Origin of the sequence: Mesorhizobium sp. Root102 (assembly GCF_001425625.1) — a bacterium.
Taxonomy (GTDB): domain Bacteria; phylum Pseudomonadota; class Alphaproteobacteria; order Rhizobiales; family Rhizobiaceae; genus Mesorhizobium.
The window spans coordinates 715,181-731,946 of record NZ_LMCP01000001.1 but is presented as its reverse complement, the minus strand read 5'-3'; the positions used below and the strand labels follow the sequence as shown (position 1 = coordinate 731,946).

Here is a 16,766-nt window from a genome sequence, read left to right as displayed (position 1 = left end):
TGCAAAGTGCATGCGGTGACTAACGGCCCGCTTCCATTCGCTGACGAAGATCATTCTGGATCGGGATCCTGAGATTGAACTGCCACGCCTGGAAGCGTCCAGCTCGTGCTTTCGACCCACGCGCAGTGATTCAAGTTGGAGATCCACATGCGCTCGTGCGCTCGACGAAATGCTAAGAGCGCCTGCAGTTCCGCCCGGCCTTTCTCGGAATTGGAGTCTGGATTGCCGAGCGTGAGCTTGGCGGCGGCCAATGAGCATAACTTCGCGTGCTGCAATCCCAATCGAAGGAACTGCACGCGCATGGATGCCTCCTGATCGCCGTTTGCAGAGGAGGCTGCTCTGTCGAGCAATGCTTCGGCTGGCGCAAAACTCTCCTCTGGATAGATCGCATGCGCCGCTTTCGCCCAGCTTCGCCAACGCGAAGCCCCAAGAGCCTCAAAGGTGTCATGCAGCCGGGCGCGCCCATCCGACGTATACGCCTCCCAGAAATCAAAGTACTTCCTCACGTCAGCTGCCGCTGGGCCGAAGGCAGAGTAATATTCGGACAGGAGGGAATCGGCAGGCACATCGGGACGGATATGCAAACGCAGCAACAGGTAAAGGTTTGGGCCTTGTGTCGCCCAATGACCTGTCAGCGAATCGAAATCGGTCCCGACCATTCCGTTGTTCGCGGCGCTCTGAAACTCGTCGGCGAACTGGGTCGAAAATATGTGCGGCATACAATACCCGTCCAGAAAATAGTTCGCCCGCATGAAAAGTTTAGCTTGTGTGTCCGCCCAACCGCTCCACTGGGCTTTTATCCAGTCTTGCTCGTCGCCACTTCGGGGATAGAACCAGGATGACGGGCAAAATCCGACCATGATGTTCGGGCTCAATTTTACGCCCGATGTTGGAGCGGCGAAGTAGTTCATATAGGCGTAGCCGACGACAACCGCGTTCGAATTGTATTTCGCAGCGATCTGCTGGATGGCTTGCCATGAACGTGCATATCGGTCGGATACGAAAGGCTTGCTGGCAATCTTTGACTTCGACGGAATGAATTTCCGATAGCTCGGTGGTTCGGGACCATCCAGCGCCTTGCACGCATCGCATTCGCATTGGCCAGGGACGTCATTCTCAACAGCGTTGACGAAGGTTGGAAGATGCCCGGGGCGATCGCCTCCATGCTGACGCCACTGCGAGACAATCTCTTCGTGCAGACCTGGATTGGAAATGCACATCGAGAAGCGCCCACCCAGCCATGAGGGTCCTCGTTTGCCGTTGACGAGCTGAAACCATTCGGGATGCTCAGCACCATACTGCCGCCACCAGTTCACGAAGGCATGGCCGTACCTCGCCGGGATTCGGCGACCCATGCGGTTGCGACGCAGAAATGCAGCCTGGGCGTTCATGTATTCTTCAGCCGCCGCGGCGGTGAAGCCCATCTCGGCATGATCTTTGGCCCTCAAGCCAGCGCCCGTGCGCACGTGACGCTGCATGAATCGAGGCGTTACGACGCAATCTTGAAGAGGAACGACAACGGACTCTGCTTTCGGAACAAACGTTCCCAGTTCGCCTGGCCATAGCCACCGAACCGCGAAGTAGCGATCGAGAAGTTCGTAGACGCCGAACAGCGTTCCCGCAGACGTGTTGACATCAACAGGACTGCCGCTCGTGTCGTGCCCTGCGATACACAGGTGGCGGCCGACGGTGCGAATTGCGCACGACTCCGGCCCTAAGGCGTCGAAATCGACTCCGGCCTTTCGGGCAAACTGGGTATCGCCCAGAAAGATGTGGGTTTTGCCGAGCCTGGCCGACGTCACCTTGCTCTCGGTCACTGTGGCAGGTTGGGAGCCGGTGGCCTTTTCAATGTGCCAGCGAAGTTCCACCGCAGCGTAGTGGACAGAGTCGGTTGGCGTATCGGGGGTGACCAGAGTGACGACGGGTCTGCCTTCCGCCACCAGGGTTACACCATCGCTCGGCTGATGGTACGCGTCAGCCGGCCTGCAAACGCCGAGCCAGTGCGACAGGCCTAACAGAGCTCCCTGCGCAAACGTCCTCCGCGACAGTGCTCGCATAACAAAACCCTACCTACGCGCGATCATCCGACACGGTGGACCATCTTCTGGTGACTGCGCGAAGTGGCTTGTGGAGCGGTGCAGGCATGGGCGCCATCCGAAGAAAATTGCCCGCCGCATGTTGGTCCGGCGGGCGATCAAGCGTTGCATCCTAGGCGAAGTGGTTGCCGTTGCACGCAAATCATCAGTGAATGGTATTGCCGTAGCGTATTGATCCCAGATAGGCTTTTGGACGTTTCGGCTAAACCTTTGGGTGGGGGTGAAGGACGTTCTTGTCCCTTGGTGGCTTGCTGTTTTTCGCGCTTTCCACGTTTGGCAGGGTTCGACGCTTACCCCTCGTTCCAGGAGTTTGCTTGCTCCAAGCGGGGGGCGAGATCGACAGGTGTTGGCAAAACCGGCATGGCAGCCGATGGGCAAGTGTTAAAGTCGTCACATTCCGTGCAACTCTGGTCTGGCATTGTCGTTGTCAGGTGCGGTTGCATGGCGACGGGGCTACAATGCATGGGGGTAACAACCAGTGGCGAACTGTCGCCAGCTCTCTGGGCGTCACTGTTTATCAGCGCTCAAAGACAGTGTGGATCGCGGCCGGAAAATACAGAGGTCATGATTTTGAGGTGAAAGCTCGTTCGCCAACGATCGCGCTCGCTTTGTGGAAGGAGGCCGCGCGTTATACTGGTTCGGACTGGTGACAACTGACAGGACGGTATTTGCGCGTGGTTTCGTGCATAGCGCTATCTTACTTGTGCAGCAGTCAGCGGAAATCAGAAGGGGCGGCTCCCGAGGAGCCTCAAATATATCCGGTATATTTCAATTATCGTCCTGTAGAAGGCGCGTTGATGTCGGCAATCTTCAAGAAAACGCGCAACAAACGAGGCGCGACGAGCCGCGGTGCCAACGAACGAGTGCGCCTCGGCCATCTCGATCGGTTACCACTTTTGGATGGATTCAGCGCCACCAAGGGCAATTGACAGAAATGGCACCTGCAGATGGCATTGAAGGGTTCCAAACGCGGGGAGGATCAGGAGCATATGCTCCCGATTTGATGTTGGATAGTTCGGCAAACGAGTGATCCAAGACGTGCTCCGCATCTGGCCACGGACGATAACCATCGTCAGTTGAGAGCGGATCCATGCACCCTGACCCCGTCGATCACCTGGAATCAACTGTCAAGATTGTTTCGGCCTTTGTCAGCAGGAACCGAGCGTCGCGTTCTGATCTGGTGGATCTGGTCCGCACTTTGCAGGCCCTTGCGAGCGGTGCGGAAAAACCCAAACCGAAGCTCATTCCCGCCGTGCCAGTCAGCAAATCGGTGACCCCGGATTTCATCATCAGCCTGGAGGATGGGCGCAGGATGAAAATCATTGAAGCGGTATCTGACCTCGATTGGAATGACCCCGGCCGATTATCGCAGGAAATGGGGTTTGCCCCGAGACTACCCGTTGGCGGCGCCGAATTTCACCGCGCTGCGTTCGCAAGCGGCAAAGAGGATCAGGCTTGGACAACGGATCGCCAGTGATCAGACCTCACGAACCTGACCGCATCGCTCTGCGGCCATTCAACGTCAGTTCTTCCTTGCGCTGTTCGGGTGATTTTGCCGCGACGGCTGCCTGCTCGCGATCTATGCCGCCATGATGGAGGATTGCAATAGCATTCCCCATGGCACGCGCCTGGAGGCAGATCTGTGCATCGTGGGCGCGGGCGCAGCCGGTTTGGCATTGGCTTCACAGTTTGAAGGAACGCGACATCGTGTATGCATCATCGAGAGCGGCGGGCTGACATACGAACACGGGCGCCAAAGACTGTCGCGCGGCCGTTCTGTAGGCAGACCCTACGAGGCGCTTGATCTTTGCCGTATCCGCCAGTTTGGCGGCAGTACCGGCAGAGCTGGTTGGGGCGGGTGGTGCAAGATGCTGGACCACGTCGATTTCGAGGCTCGGTCCTGGATTCCCATGAGCGGATGGCCTGTCGACCGTAACTCGCTTCTCCCTGACTATGAAACGGCGGCCGGTTTGTTGGGCATCGAGGATTTGCAAGCCGAATGGCCGGGCTCCCCAGCCCTGCCAATGAATGGGCCGGTCTTTTCAGAACGATGCTTTCTCAGTCCCATCCCGGATTTGGGGGCGACACTGCGCGCCAGGCTGCAAGCGGCGAAAAACGTGCAGGTTGTTCTTCACGCCACGGCCTTGCGGCTAGACACCGACGCATCTGGAAGATGTGTTCGCTCCATCGAGGTGGCCAGTACACCAGACAGACGTTTCCGGATCGAAGCACGATCATTTGTGCTGGCCTGCGGCGGGATCGAAAACGCGCGCCTGCTCTTGGTTTCAAACCAACAGATGCCGAATGGGATTGGCAACGAGCATGACCTCGTTGGCCGCTATTTCATGGAGCATCCCCGCGTAAAATGGGGAAGCCTGCAAATCTGCCGTCCTGACACCGCCATAGCCTTTCACGTGCCATCCGCTGAGGCTCGCAGGCCTTATCTGTCACAGGAAAAACACTGTGACGTGACCGCTACATTCGGACTGGCGCTGCGCCCGGAGATTCGGGAAAGTGAACGCCTTCTGGGCTCCCGGACGTGGATCAAGCCGGGACCTTGCGCCAGCGATTTGGATGGTTCCGAAGCGTTGCATTATCTTGCTTTCTGGCTGCGGAAGGGGCGCCTGCATCGCGACCTTATCAGGAGTGGCCGCACCATCCTTCGGCATCCCGCAGGATCGATCGCATCAGCTATCGAGCGCATCGGGCACTCACGCCGGGGCGCGGGGCACTTTCACTTTGACACCATCCTCGAACAGGAGCCGGACCCGGAAAGCCGGGTTACGCTTGATACAAGACTTGACGAATTCAATGTCCCGCGCGTGAAGCTGGAATGGAGGGTGGGACCTCTCGTTCGGCGCACTCTTGAGCGCGTGCAGGCAATCATCACTGACGAGATGCGGCTGCTGGGCCATAGAATCGATGTTCAAGCTCCCACCCACGAGGCCCCAGCCTACGGGGACGATATCCCATACCGATGGGTTAGGCACCACATGGGTACTACGAGGATGAGCAACGATCCACGGACTGGCGTGGTCGACGCCTCATGCCAAGTGCACGGCCTCGCGAACCTTTTCATCGCCGGGAGCTCCGTCTTTCCAACCGGGGGAAATGATATGCCCACCCTGACGATTGTTGCACTCGCCATTAAGTTGAGCAGGCACCTCCAGCAATGGCTTGAGTAAAGATCAATTCCAGATTGGCGGGGCCTAGTTGACGGGGGCGGCGCTTGGAGGCTTCACGCGTCTGGCGGCTTGTTGCTTGAGGATCGGAACGTGGGAGGCTCCAAATATATACTTTCGTTTAATAATGAAAAAGATTGCATATATAACTGATATACTTGCGAACGTCCACAGATTTATAATTGTCGTCACGTGAATTCCATGGATGCAATTGGTAATATACAGCATCCGGCACAGAACGACGTCTTTTTCGTTGATGATACACCTTTTGGTGGAGCCGACCTCCACGCCACGACATCTGCCCACGTCGGATCTAATCCTCTCAAAAATATGCAATTATATTCACGCTGTGCGTTTTGTCACACCGCCGCTTCAATCCGCAAGTTATTACTAATGCATTAAGGAGGTCATTAAGGAGGTCATTAAGAGGTGGGTCTTCGAAGGCGGATTTCTCCGTTGGGGTGAATTCCGCTCATGTTGAGTTGAACCTTTGGGTTGGGGATAAGCCATGACAATTCTGTCCAATACCGATCAGCCGGTCAAAATCGATCTGGCTCATTATTCACCTGTTGCCGATGTCAATCATATCGGATCTGCCTCCTCCTTGCGGGGGGGGTTGGAGATAGCAATTATCGATGACAGGCCGCTGATGTGCGACTGCTTCGCCAGTAGCCTCGAGCTCATCGAGCCATCATTTCGCATCCAGCGCTATCCGACCGTCGAAGCGTTCGACGCCGCGAGTCCAGAGGAGACTGAACGGGTTTCGACAGTCTTGCTCTGTGTCATGTGGTCGAACTCTCAAGCAGACTTTCATCTTTCGCGGATTGCCCATCTCACGGCAACCAGGCCGTCTCTGGGAATCGTGATGCTGTCGGATATCGAAAGCCTTGATGATGTTCTCAAAGCAGTAGAAAGCGGCAGCCGTGGCTACATCCCCACGAGCGTTAGCTTGCAGGTTGCGGCAAAGGCGATCCAACTTGTCGCGGCCGGCGGGACTTTCATACCGCCCAGTGTTCTCTTTAATTCGGGTCAGGCGATCAAGGACACCCAGCCAGCCAAGCAGCCGCAAGGTGACAATGTTTTCACGTCACGCCAGATGTCGGTGATCGAAGCGTTGCGTCGAGGCAAGGCAAACAAGGTTATCGCTTACGAACTCAACATGTGCGAAAGTACGGTTAAGGTGCACATTCGCAATGTCATGAAGAAGCTTCGCGCCAGAAATCGTACCGAGGTAGCCTATATCCTTAACACGACGCCTTATGACGGTATCACTATGCGGAATTGAGGCATGGCTGCCGCCTCGGTCCAAAAAGTGATGGTTTTTTTTGCCCACGGCAACTGTGGCAGATGGCTTCATCAGGCCCTCAATTTGGAGGGCCTGATGAGCGATCGACATTTTGTAAGGGGCGAAAAATGAAACAGCCGCCCGATCGATATTCTGTTCCGCAGACTGAGAGGGAGTCCAGTTCCGCAGCCGACAGGAACACATCAGCAGCCGACAGGAACACATCAGCAGCCGACAGGAACACATCACAAGGGCCGGACCTGGGCGATATCGAGCATTTCCACGCCATTCGTCCCTCCACGCTGGCCGAGATGAACCGCCGCTGTCATTGGTTCCATCTCGAAGACGGTGATGTCTTGATCCCGGCGGGCGAAAGGGTCGATCGACTTTTCTTTCTTTTGGCGGGCGAGCTTCGCTTCCCTGTCTATACCCGTACAGGCAAGATAGTGTGGCTCCCATCGGCGCACCAGGGATCACTCGTCAACGGAGTGGCTTTAAGCGGTGACCTTCTTGTAGTGCCCTATTCGATTGAAGCCGCGGGACCATGCACCATCGCCTCCATCGGAAATCGGGCCTTCCTGGATATAATCAAGGACGATCCGGAGGCTCTTCAAGCCGTCGTCCAAATGTTGGTCGAGCGCCAGCACGCGCTTGTCGAGCACATCGTTGAACTCTCGACACTCAGCGTTCGATCGCGCGTGCATAGCGAGCTGCTGCGCTTGTGTGTTGAAAAAATCGACACTGACGGTTCGGCTTTGATTTCTCCCATTCCCACGCATACGGATCTGGCCAATCGCATCGGCACGCATCGCGAAGCCGTGGCCCGCGAACTCAGCTATCTTCAGAGTGTCGGGATCGTGCTGCGCCGCGCAAAGGAGCTTTATGTGCCCGATGTGTCCCGCCTGACGGATCTGCTGTCTAAATCTGACGATTAATCGGCCATGTCTTCACGTCGTGGACTGCCGCAACCTGCGTTATCCCCGCAGCCACGCGAATCGCTTGGTCCCTAAACCAAGCCACGACCAAACGGCGTTCTGCTGCGATGTCGAACGGTAGATCTTCTGATGATAGACCAACTCATAGGGCCACAGTTCGAAGGTGCGGTTCGCGAGATGCGTCAGTATCCAGGTGATCGCACCTGCAGCGACAACGAAGGCGCCCATCGAAACGACGACATTGGCGGTGAAGAGGTGCGCGTGCGAAAAGACGGAGCGGGTCAGAAGATAGGTATAGGGATGCACCAGGTACAGGCTGTAGCTGACTGTTCCGAAGTAGCGAAGAAGCCGATTGCCAAGCAACAGCGTCGTCAAGCTGTTTCGCGAAACTGCAAGGCAGAAGTACAGCGCTGTCGAGGCGACCAGCACTGGCACTTCGGCATTCTGGAAATCGGACAAGTGATAGTCGTAGTGGCCGCGGGCGGATAGAAAGACGCAAGTTGCCAGGGCCGCGCTCTCGGCGAGCCGATGGTGACCAAGACGCACCCAATCATATCGATCGTAGGCAAGTCGGATCAGGCCGCCCGCGACGAAATACAAGGCAATTGGGTATCTGGCGATAAAGAACGCTGCAAGCAGACCCAAAACGGCGACGCCGACCTTGCTGGGGCGACGAATAGCGAGGAACACGAAGGCGCCGGTAAACACATAGAACCAGACCTCGAAAGTCAGGCTCCACGCATTCGGTGTCAACTGCTCTGTGTGGGTGAAAAGATTCAGGAACGTCAGTCCCGCGAGAATTGCGGTGAGATTGTTGGTATCGGGATAAAGGTTCGTTGCTGCGTTCAGCGCGACGTACAGCACACTGAGAACGAAGAACAGCGGATAGACGCGCAGGAACCGTCGGGCGGCAAACTCACGCGGACTGTAGTGCAGCGCACTCGGAAGGATAACGAAGCCACTGATGGCGAAGAAAAGGCACACCCCGAAGGTGCCGAAATTCCAGAACGGCCCAATGGCGGCGACATAGGCCGAATTCGAAGCGTAGACGTGCTCCGCCGTGCCCCCTAGGAGATGCGCAAAGAACACCATCAGTGAAGCAATGCCGCGAAGCCCGTGCGCAGCCACGTTGAATGACTTGTCGGAAGTTGGTGTCGCGGTTGCGTCGCGCAGGACATGCGGTGCGTCGGATGAATTCAGAGAATGGGGATGCGCAACAGCCATTTGAGCCTTCAAATTGGTCCCCGCAGACCATTCCAACCTACACCGATCCAGAGTTTGCAATGCTCAGGAATTCGAAGGACACCCCTGCCCAAAAGTAGTGGGCTGCCGCGGGAAAACTCCTCCCGATGATCAAGCAGCCGCGTTGCGGGATCGCGGACATTAACGGAGGCCCGCCTTTGCCGCAGGCGAGCGCTGAACCGCAGCGGGGCGGAGCTTGACCTGCACCGGATCAGAATTGGCGGGCTCTTCGGCAGCCAGGACGCCAAAACGGCCGCAAGTTGCCACGTCGAACCGCTCCGATCGGGAAAAGCCCCCGGATCTCCGCGCCTCCCTGTTGTTTCAGAGGCCATTTCGATCATGTTCGCTGGTCCGCGGCGTAGTCCGATTAGCCGCAGGTTACCTCCTATTGCGGGCGGACAGCGGTGCGAGAGTGCCGTTATACAGCCTCGGCATGTCACACTATCAGGCTCGTCGGCCCAGCCTCGCTGCCGGCGTGATGTTGGACGGTCGAAAACCCTCTCGTCCAGCATCGCTCCATTCAGCACAGGCGGCTCCAACCTATCGCGCCGATATCGATGGTTTGCGCGCCATCGCCGGCGCGCTTCTCCAAGGCAGCTCGACTCGTAGCGCAGGGACATGACCTGCCTGGCTTCAACGTGTCAGAGCGCGTCTCCCGGGAGCGGCAGCGGATTGCATTTGGCGTTCTGGACAGGCTGGCCCAACATCCGCGGCTCGTTCGCGTTTATCCGGCGCAGGCACTTTGTCCGCAGGAACGGTGTGTTGTCATGATGGGCGGAAAACTGCTGTTCTTTGACAGCCACCACCTCGACATCCCGGGTTCCGAGACACTCGTGCCGATGCTTGCAAGAGCTTTGCGACAAGGCGCCTGAAGTTCCAACAAGGCTCCAAAGTGTCGCGTTTGAACGGAAACGCAGAAAGCCGTTTCACACTTTCCTGGAAATCGCTTTAGCGGAGATGTCGGCGGCCCTGAGCGTCAACGATGGTATTGTCTCCGACATTTGCGCTGATATGCGCGCCATTGTGGATCAGGCAGCCGGAGCCGATCTGGACGCCCAGCAGCACCGTTGCGCCCATTCCCACGACAGTCATGGCCCCAACACTCACCGCGCCGGCGAGGATGGCGCCCGGAGTCAGGTGCGCATTGTCCTGCACGATGCTGTCGTGGCAGACGATACTCCCCTGATTGACGATGACGTTGTTGCCGATCGTACAGCGCGGACCGATGCTCGCGCCGGCCAGAATATGGCAGCCATCTCCGATCCTGGTCGCCTTGGAGACGATCGCGGATGGATGGATCACAGGAGGCAGAACGAAGCCCATGGCCAAGGCGCGTTCAAACATTGCCCGCCTCGCCTCGCTGGACTGGGCTCCCCCGATGCCGATGAAGGCGTAGCGCGCGCCTTCGGCGAGCAGACGCTCCAGGCTCTCTTCCGTACCGATCACCGAAATGCCACCGCAGACCTGGTGGCCAGCGGGCAGAGCTTGATCGGTGCAACCGAGGATGTCGTATCCGGACCCATCGAGAGCATCGATCAAACAGGCGGCGTGGCCGCCGCCGCCGATGATGACAGCCCGCCGCATCGACGCGGAAGGAACGACGGACCGCGTCCCGTCCGATCCCGCGGCTACGACCTCGGATCGGCGGCTGGCCGCCGCGCGCACCTCGGCTTCGCCGATCCGGCCGTTGGAGGGACTGACATCCGCAAGATCGACCCCGAGCTCAGACGCGGCCTTCCGGGCCTTGGCCGTTATCGCGATCTCGTTGACCGCGACACTGGCCGGGCTGGCCGTTCCGGATTCGGCATTCGCATTTTCGTCGACGATTTCGCACAGCGTTGAGCCGACAGCGACGAAATCGCCGATCTTGACGTCGAGCCGGCCGATAACCCCTGCCTCGGGGGCCTCAACCTCGACGGCAGCCTTCGTGGTCTCAAGTACAAAGAGGATAGCTCCTTGCTCTACCCTCTCACCCGGCACGACCCTGATCTCGATCAGCTGAAGATTGTCCTCGTTGGCGTTAGCCCGCGGGGCTTCGACAAGCACACTCATGAAAGCTTAGCCCTTCTTGAACAGATCGATGCAGGCCGCCTGGATGGCGTCCACGCCTGGCAGCAGATCATCCTCCCATTCGCGGCTCGAGGGAATGGGGTGGTCCGGCCCGGCCAATGCGCTGAAGTGCTTGACCCGACCGATCAGAGCGCGTGCGCATTCAGACGCGAAGCCCCAGCCGGGAGAGCCTTCCTCCACGGCGAGAACGCGGCTGCAGTGGCCGACCTGGCTTAGGACCTCCACGCAAGGAAAGGGCGAGAGCTGTTCAACGGCCACCACGGTGGTTGCAATTTCCTCCTCTTCAGCGAGCTTGTTTGCGGCCGCAACCGCGTGCTCGACGCAACCCCCATATGTCAGGATCACGACGTCCGAATCCGTCGGACGTGGAAGGGCACCCGCACCGAGCACCGGCCTCGAATACATGACCTTGTTTTCGATTATCAGGTGAGGGGACCGAGACGCGAGAGCTCGATGTAGCAGCGCACCCGGATCCGCATACTCATGCGTTGCAAACACGGTGAGACCGGGCACGCCGCAGAAGTGCTTTTCCAGACTTTGCGAGTGCGTCGGCCCGTAGCCGCGCCGTCCACCCATGGGCGCGCGGATAGTGATCGGCACCTCAACCTGATCGTTGTACATCCAGCGGAACTTGGCTGCGTGGTTGATGATCTGGTCGGCAGCAAGGGCGATGAAATCTCCGAACATGAGCTCGACGATCACAGGCCTGCCCTTGAGAGCCATGCCCGCCGCCATGCCTACGATGCCGCCCTCGCTGATCGGCGTGGTCCAGACACGATCCTGATAGGCCGAAGAGAGGCCCTTGGTGACTTTGAATGCGCCGCCGTAGGGATCGAGGATGTCTTCCCCCAGGATCACCAGGCGGAGATCGGCTTCCATAAGATCATGTAGCGCGCGATTGATCGATTCGACGACGCGCATGGGTCAGCCTCTCGCCAGGGCAGCCGCGGCTGCGGATTCGACTGCGCGGTCCACGGCAGATCGACAGAAGGCATCGATCTCCTCGAAATGCGCAACGCGCCGGCGCATCGGGGGGATGGGATCCCGGGCTCGAGCCTGCTCAAGCCGCAAGGCCGGCCGGGTATCATCTCCCTTGCTGTGAGGACCAATCCGTTCTGTCCGTAAATAGAGCCAGCACGGGCGGGATTCGGCGCGGACATAGCCTACCGCCTCTTGGGCAAGCTCACATATTTCGACGGGATCATTGCCGTCATAAGCGAACGTGCGGATGCCGAAGGGTTCAGCCCTGGCGATGATCGATCCGGAAACGGTGAGACTCTTTGGAGTGGTTTGGGCGATTTCGTTATCCTCGACCACAAAAAGCACGGGGGCACCAAAAACCGAAGCGAGGTTCAAGCTCTCGTAAACCGCTCCCTCGCCCATCGTGCCATCGCCCAGGAAAACCACTGCCACGGCGCCCTCATCCTTTCGTGCCAGCGCGCAGCCAACCGCCACGGGTGCTATGCCTCCTTGGATCCCATTCGAGTGGAAGTTGCGGAAACACAGATGCTGACTGCCGCCGCGCCCTCCGCAAATGCCTGTTACACGCCCCATGATCTCGGCGATCAGGCCTTCGACCTCACCCGAATAGGCAATGAAATGACCGTGGCAGCGGTGGTTGCTCCAGACAATGTCGCGATCCCGGTCAAGAGCGTTGACCACCCCCACAGCATTGGCCTCCTGTCCAATGGATGTGTGCGTCGTGCCGAACAGGAGACCCTGGGAAAAAAGCTCGAGCAGGCGCTCCTCCACGAGCCGGATGAGGATCATCTGCTGATAAAGTCGGGCCACAGTCGGCAATTCGAACCCGAGCAGCGTCCTTTCTGCTTGAGGGAAGGTAAGGTTCTGTAGCGCTGAAGACGGCACCAATTTCAGCTCTCCAAAAGAAGACGCTGGAATGTCTCCATCTTTCCTGATCGCAAGCTCGTTCATCAAGCCGCCTCGAGCTGGCGCGAAGCCGCAACAAGGATGGAGCGCGTCGTCGCCGCCGCCGCCGTGGTCTCCTCGATCGTCCAGGACGGGTCGACCAGGAACGCGATGCTCGTTTCACCCAGTTGCCGCGCGACTGGCAGTCGTTCCGCCGGTGCCACGCCAGCATCCGCGAAGGCATGCTCCAGATAAATCTCGGAGCAGCTACCCGAGAAGCATGGAACGCCTGCAGCATTGACGGCTGCAATCAGCTCGTCCCGCGACCATCCCGAAGACAACATTTCCGGCTTGATATAGAAATAGCATCGGTACCAGGCATGCCTGTGCGCCGGATCGAGCCGGGGCGTGCGCAGCATCGGCAAATCGGCAAGCGTCCTTATCCAGATGTTGGCGTTGCGCTCGCGTTGACGAACCCAGTCCGGCAAACGTTCGAGCTGCCGCAAACCAAGCACGGCCTGGATGGACGTCATGCGCCAGTTCGTGCCGACGCTGTCATGCAACCAGCGGAACCCGGTCGGCCGATGCGGGGCAAAGACCACATTGTAGTTCTTGCCGTGGTCCTTCAGGCTCCACGCGGCGAGCCACAATTTCCTGTCGTCCATCGCGACAAGTCCGCCCTCGCCACCTGTCGTGATGATCTTGTCCTGGCAGAACGAAAACGCCGCGATGTCACCGAAGGAGCCGATCGGTCGTCCGGTGTATTCGGCTCCATGCGCCTGTGCGCAATCTTCGATGACCTTGATGCCGCTGCGCTTTGCAAGGTCCATGATTGGCGCCATGTCGCACGGCCATCCGGCGATATGGACGACAATGACCGCCCTGGTTCTCGCCGTTATCTTCGGCGCGATCGTTTCAGCGGAAAGATTGCCCGATGTCGGGTCGACATCCGCGAAGACAGGTGTTGCACCGGCAAACATGACGCAAGCGGCCGATGCGACGAAACTGCGGGGCGTTACGATCACCTCGTCGCCGGCGCCGATATGGAGGATCTTCATTGCAAGGTCGAGCGCGAGGGAGCCATTGGCCAGAGCCACCGCATGGCGTCGGCCGAGGCTGCGCGCATAGGCTCGTTCGAAGGTCTTCACATGGTCGCCGGTCCAGGCGTTCACCCGGCCAGACCGCAGGACATCCACAACGTCGGCTATCTGTTCTTCATCATAAATCGGCCAGCGTTTCATCTTGGAACACTCCAGCTAGAATTCACATGACATTTCTCAGAAGGACAAAGGCCTCGGCCGCCCTCAGATGGACAGCGGTGCCCCTGACAATCGCCAGCGCCCGTAATGTTTCGATCGAACGCTCGTGCGGGAAATTCTTCATCTGCGAACCGAACATCGACGCAGCTTCGAGTTTGCGCTCGAGTGTCGCTTCGATGTCTAGGAAGACATTCGGCACGAAGCTCGGCGTGACATAGGGTGCATTCCAGTTCGTCTCAGACACGGTCTCGTAGGCCATGATCGTCCGTGCGTAGTGGGACTGGGTGGGACGAGCCGCAACCAGCGACGACAGGAAGATCAGCTGATGATCCATATGAACATCGCCGACGAAGGGGATAAGCAACGTGTCCGGCTTGACCTCCTGCAGCAGAGCTTGCAACGTCGCGTTGACGGTCGAGTGTGGTGTCTGGGCAATCTGCGCGGCAGGCAGATCAAGCCAATGCGTCTGTCGCACGCCCAAACAAGCATGGGCCCTCTTTGCCTCGCAGCGAACCCGTTCTGTCATGTCCTCGGTGAAGGCAGGTGGGCAGCCTCGCGTGACCACCGCAACATGGACTTCTCCGCCTTCCGCGGCGACCCGGGCTATCGTGCCGCCACACCCCAGAACCTCATCGTCAGGATGTGGCGCGATCACCAGGAGTCGACCGATGGCTGGGCTCATGACCGAACCGTCCCGGCGGGCATCGCCTTCATAGCGTGATCGACATGGCGGCGGTCAACGCGCTCGCCAAACAGTCCCACCAGGACTGTCAGAATCAGTATCTGCAGATCGAGCCACAGGCTGCGATTGCGCACATACCAGAGGTCAAGCGCCAGCTTTTCGCTGTTGGTGAGGCGGGTATTGCCGTTCACCTGTGCCCAGCCAGACAAGCCTGGACGGACCGTACAGCGAATACGCCCCAGCTCGCCGAATTCGGCGACGGTGGCGGGGAGCAACGGGCGTGGTCCAATGAACGCCATGTCGCCTCTGGCTATGGAGAGAAGTTGAGGCAGCTCATCGATACGGGTGGCGCGCATCAGCCGGGTGGCGGACGTCTCACGCAAAGCGTCAGGGAGCAGTGCGCCATCTGCATCTCGCCTCTCGTGCATCGTACGAAACTTGCAGATCACAAAGGGGCGAGTTCCCAGTCCGCTGCGAATCTGCCGGAAGAATAGTGGACGGCCCACACTCGCCCAGACAACCGTGGCAGCCACGATCCATAGCGGCAGGCTGAGAACCAAAAGCACTACCGAGGCGATCCTGCTGGGCATCGCCCGGCCGATCGGCACTCGTGCAGTCCACTCGGTGGTGCGAGCGATCGGGTTGCTGAGGCCGATCATTGCGACGGTCCGACCTGGACGGAAGGGGGAGCCGCCAAAGGTGCGTCCAGACTGCTTGCCAGGTCCAAGGTATTGTCCAGGCGGTTTATCGACACCAAGATCGTGTCCCCGGCCGCAACCGCATCGTCGAGGGTCGCCACCTTGGTGGCGATCTGGCCGTTCAGCTTGCGGCGGATCTGGTAAGTGAACGCGATGGTGTTGTTGGTCCGTGTCTGCTCCGCGGCAAGTGAGCTCAGCAGCAGGATCTGCTCCTCGGTCGACTCGCGAACTGCGATCAGGCGTTCGATTTCAGAGTTGTGGGCTTGGAGGTCGGTCAGCGCGGTGTGCGTCCAGGTCTGGGTGGCGTCATCGAGGTCGCGCTGCAACTGGCTCAATTCTCGGCGCACCGTTGACGCCTGATTGTAGATTTCAAGCAGGTGCGATTGCTGCGTGGTCGCTTCGCGCTCGGCGTTCGAGAGGTCTGTAAGCGTGACGATCCCTTTTTTGTTGAGGGCCCTGACGCGCTCGAGATCGGCTTGCGATGAAGCGATCACGGTCTTCTGTATCTCCGAAAGCTGTTGAATGTTGGCGAGGGCGACATTCACCTCGTCGATCCCCGCCGAGAGCTGCTTGCGACGTGTGGTCAGAGCGTGTTGATCTGTCTCAAGGATGCGCTGTTCCGTCGGAAGCAGCGTTGCGATCAGATTGGCGTTCATCAGGCCCTTGACCTTGTCAGGCATATCCAGTTCCGAAATCTTGTCGCTGTTTGCCAACTGGGCCTTGATGCGCGCGGCAGCGATTGCTTCCTTGGCGATCTCCACCACGCTTTCGTCAAGCGCTCCGCGCAGCCGGGCGCGCGTCACGACGCGGTCCTCGGCAGTGGCTCCGCCGGTCGATTGGCCGCCGGCGAGCGCCACCGCCTGCTCTACAGTCAGTGCTGGTTGATAAGGAAACGAGCCCGGCGCCTTGACGTCCCCAAGGACGAAAATTGGACGGAAGCTGACCACCGCTAGGGCTATATGCGGGTCATTGAACAACTCGCGATCGATGAACGCCTTACGAATATGGCTCAAGGCGTCCGGCACCGTAAGGCCGCCAACTTCAAAGCTGCCGATCAGCGGAATGTTGACCGCTCCATCGCTGGCCACGGTCAGCTGTTCGGCAGGCAGCGAATCGTCAATGAAGTCAAATGACACCACATCGCCGACCGAAAGCCTGTAGCCATCGTTGGCCGCGGCCCAGGCAGCAATCTGGGAAGCCAGGATCGCCGCAATCGCGGGCACCGCAATCCTTGTACGTCCCAACGCTTTCGCAAGGAACGCACTGGTCCAGGTGCCGATCGATCGCCGGCTCCGCGTCGCATTGCAACAAGACACCATGATAGCCCGCCACAGAAATTTCCTGTGAAGACCCTAGCGACACCTGCGCGAGGACAATGAGTCATACCTTTGGTGGAGCAGTGGTAACCTTAGGTCTCGTTCCCACCCAATTTGGCTAACTGGATGTCGGCC

The 16,766-nt window shown here is 58.8% G+C and carries 14 protein-coding genes and 1 pseudogene; 6 read left to right on the top strand and 9 right to left on the bottom strand.

Going from position 1 to position 16,766, the window contains the following annotated elements:
- Positions 1-50: 50 nt before the first annotated feature.
- Positions 51-1,940, bottom strand: coding sequence for a DUF4838 domain-containing protein (locus ASD12_RS03280; RefSeq protein ID WP_162252203.1), 1,890 nt, complete (start codon positions 1,938-1,940; stop codon positions 51-53).
- 953 nt (positions 1,941-2,893) lie between these two features.
- On the opposite strand from ASD12_RS03280, the gene ASD12_RS35695 reads away from it, so the two are divergent.
- The 6 genes and pseudogenes from ASD12_RS35695 to ASD12_RS32675 all read left to right on the top strand — a co-directional run bounded on the left by ASD12_RS35695 (position 2,894) and on the right by ASD12_RS32675 (position 7,498).
- Complete coding sequence (locus ASD12_RS35695) at positions 2,894-3,025, top strand: hypothetical protein (RefSeq protein WP_280139533.1); 132 nt, start codon at positions 2,894-2,896, stop codon at positions 3,023-3,025.
- A gap of 161 nt (positions 3,026-3,186) precedes the next feature.
- Positions 3,187-3,360: pseudogene (locus tag ASD12_RS35840) on the top strand (MucR family transcriptional regulator); the annotation flags it as partial.
- Between the two features lie 85 nt (positions 3,361-3,445).
- On the top strand, positions 3,446-3,592 hold the full coding sequence (locus tag ASD12_RS35835) for a MucR family transcriptional regulator (protein ID WP_320410768.1): 147 nt from the start codon (positions 3,446-3,448) through the stop codon (positions 3,590-3,592).
- 372 nt (positions 3,593-3,964) lie between these two features.
- Positions 3,965-5,281, top strand: a complete 1,317-nt coding sequence (locus ASD12_RS03270) for a GMC oxidoreductase (protein ID WP_056581852.1) — start codon at positions 3,965-3,967, stop codon at positions 5,279-5,281.
- A gap of 505 nt (positions 5,282-5,786) precedes the next feature.
- Complete coding sequence (locus tag ASD12_RS03265) at positions 5,787-6,563, top strand: response regulator transcription factor (protein ID WP_056581851.1); 777 nt, start codon at positions 5,787-5,789, stop codon at positions 6,561-6,563.
- A 128-nt stretch (positions 6,564-6,691) separates the two neighbouring features.
- The gene (locus ASD12_RS32675) at positions 6,692-7,498 is read left to right on the top strand and encodes a Crp/Fnr family transcriptional regulator (protein WP_162252202.1); all 807 of its coding nucleotides are present in this window, start codon (positions 6,692-6,694) and stop codon (positions 7,496-7,498) included.
- A 39-nt stretch (positions 7,499-7,537) separates the two neighbouring features.
- Here ASD12_RS32675 and ASD12_RS03250 read toward each other — a convergent pair whose 3' ends face one another.
- From ASD12_RS03250 to ASD12_RS03215, 8 genes are all read right to left on the bottom strand, one after another.
- A complete protein-coding gene (locus ASD12_RS03250) occupies positions 7,538-8,722 on the bottom strand; it encodes an acyltransferase (RefSeq protein ID WP_056581848.1) in 1,185 nt (394 codons plus the stop codon).
- A gap of 966 nt (positions 8,723-9,688) precedes the next feature.
- A complete protein-coding gene (locus ASD12_RS03245) occupies positions 9,689-10,786 on the bottom strand; it encodes a NeuD/PglB/VioB family sugar acetyltransferase (RefSeq protein WP_162252201.1) in 1,098 nt (365 codons plus the stop codon).
- Between the two features lie 12 nt (positions 10,787-10,798).
- Complete coding sequence (locus ASD12_RS03240) at positions 10,799-11,731, bottom strand: transketolase C-terminal domain-containing protein (protein WP_056581846.1); 933 nt, start codon at positions 11,729-11,731, stop codon at positions 10,799-10,801.
- Between the two features lie 3 nt (positions 11,732-11,734).
- Positions 11,735-12,742, bottom strand: a complete 1,008-nt coding sequence (locus ASD12_RS03235) for a thiamine pyrophosphate-dependent dehydrogenase E1 component subunit alpha (RefSeq protein WP_156388983.1) — start codon at positions 12,740-12,742, stop codon at positions 11,735-11,737.
- Positions 12,742-13,917 (bottom strand): DegT/DnrJ/EryC1/StrS aminotransferase family protein, encoded by a 1,176-nt coding sequence (locus ASD12_RS03230; protein ID WP_056581845.1) that lies wholly within the window; start codon positions 13,915-13,917, stop codon positions 12,742-12,744. The genes ASD12_RS03235 and ASD12_RS03230 overlap by 1 nt, the downstream gene beginning before the upstream one ends.
- A gap of 22 nt (positions 13,918-13,939) precedes the next feature.
- Positions 13,940-14,617 carry a PIG-L deacetylase family protein gene (locus tag ASD12_RS03225; protein WP_056581844.1) on the bottom strand — a complete coding sequence of 226 codons (678 nt, stop codon included), beginning with the start codon at positions 14,615-14,617 and terminating at the stop codon, positions 13,940-13,942.
- Positions 14,614-15,276, bottom strand: a complete 663-nt coding sequence (locus tag ASD12_RS03220; RefSeq protein ID WP_056581843.1) for a sugar transferase — start codon at positions 15,274-15,276, stop codon at positions 14,614-14,616. The genes ASD12_RS03225 and ASD12_RS03220 overlap by 4 nt, the downstream gene beginning before the upstream one ends.
- Positions 15,273-16,538, bottom strand: coding sequence for a polysaccharide biosynthesis/export family protein (locus ASD12_RS03215; protein WP_056581842.1), 1,266 nt, complete (start codon positions 16,536-16,538; stop codon positions 15,273-15,275). Before ASD12_RS03215 ends, ASD12_RS03220 begins: the two co-directional genes overlap by 4 nt.
- Between the last annotated feature and the right edge of the window lie 228 nt (positions 16,539-16,766).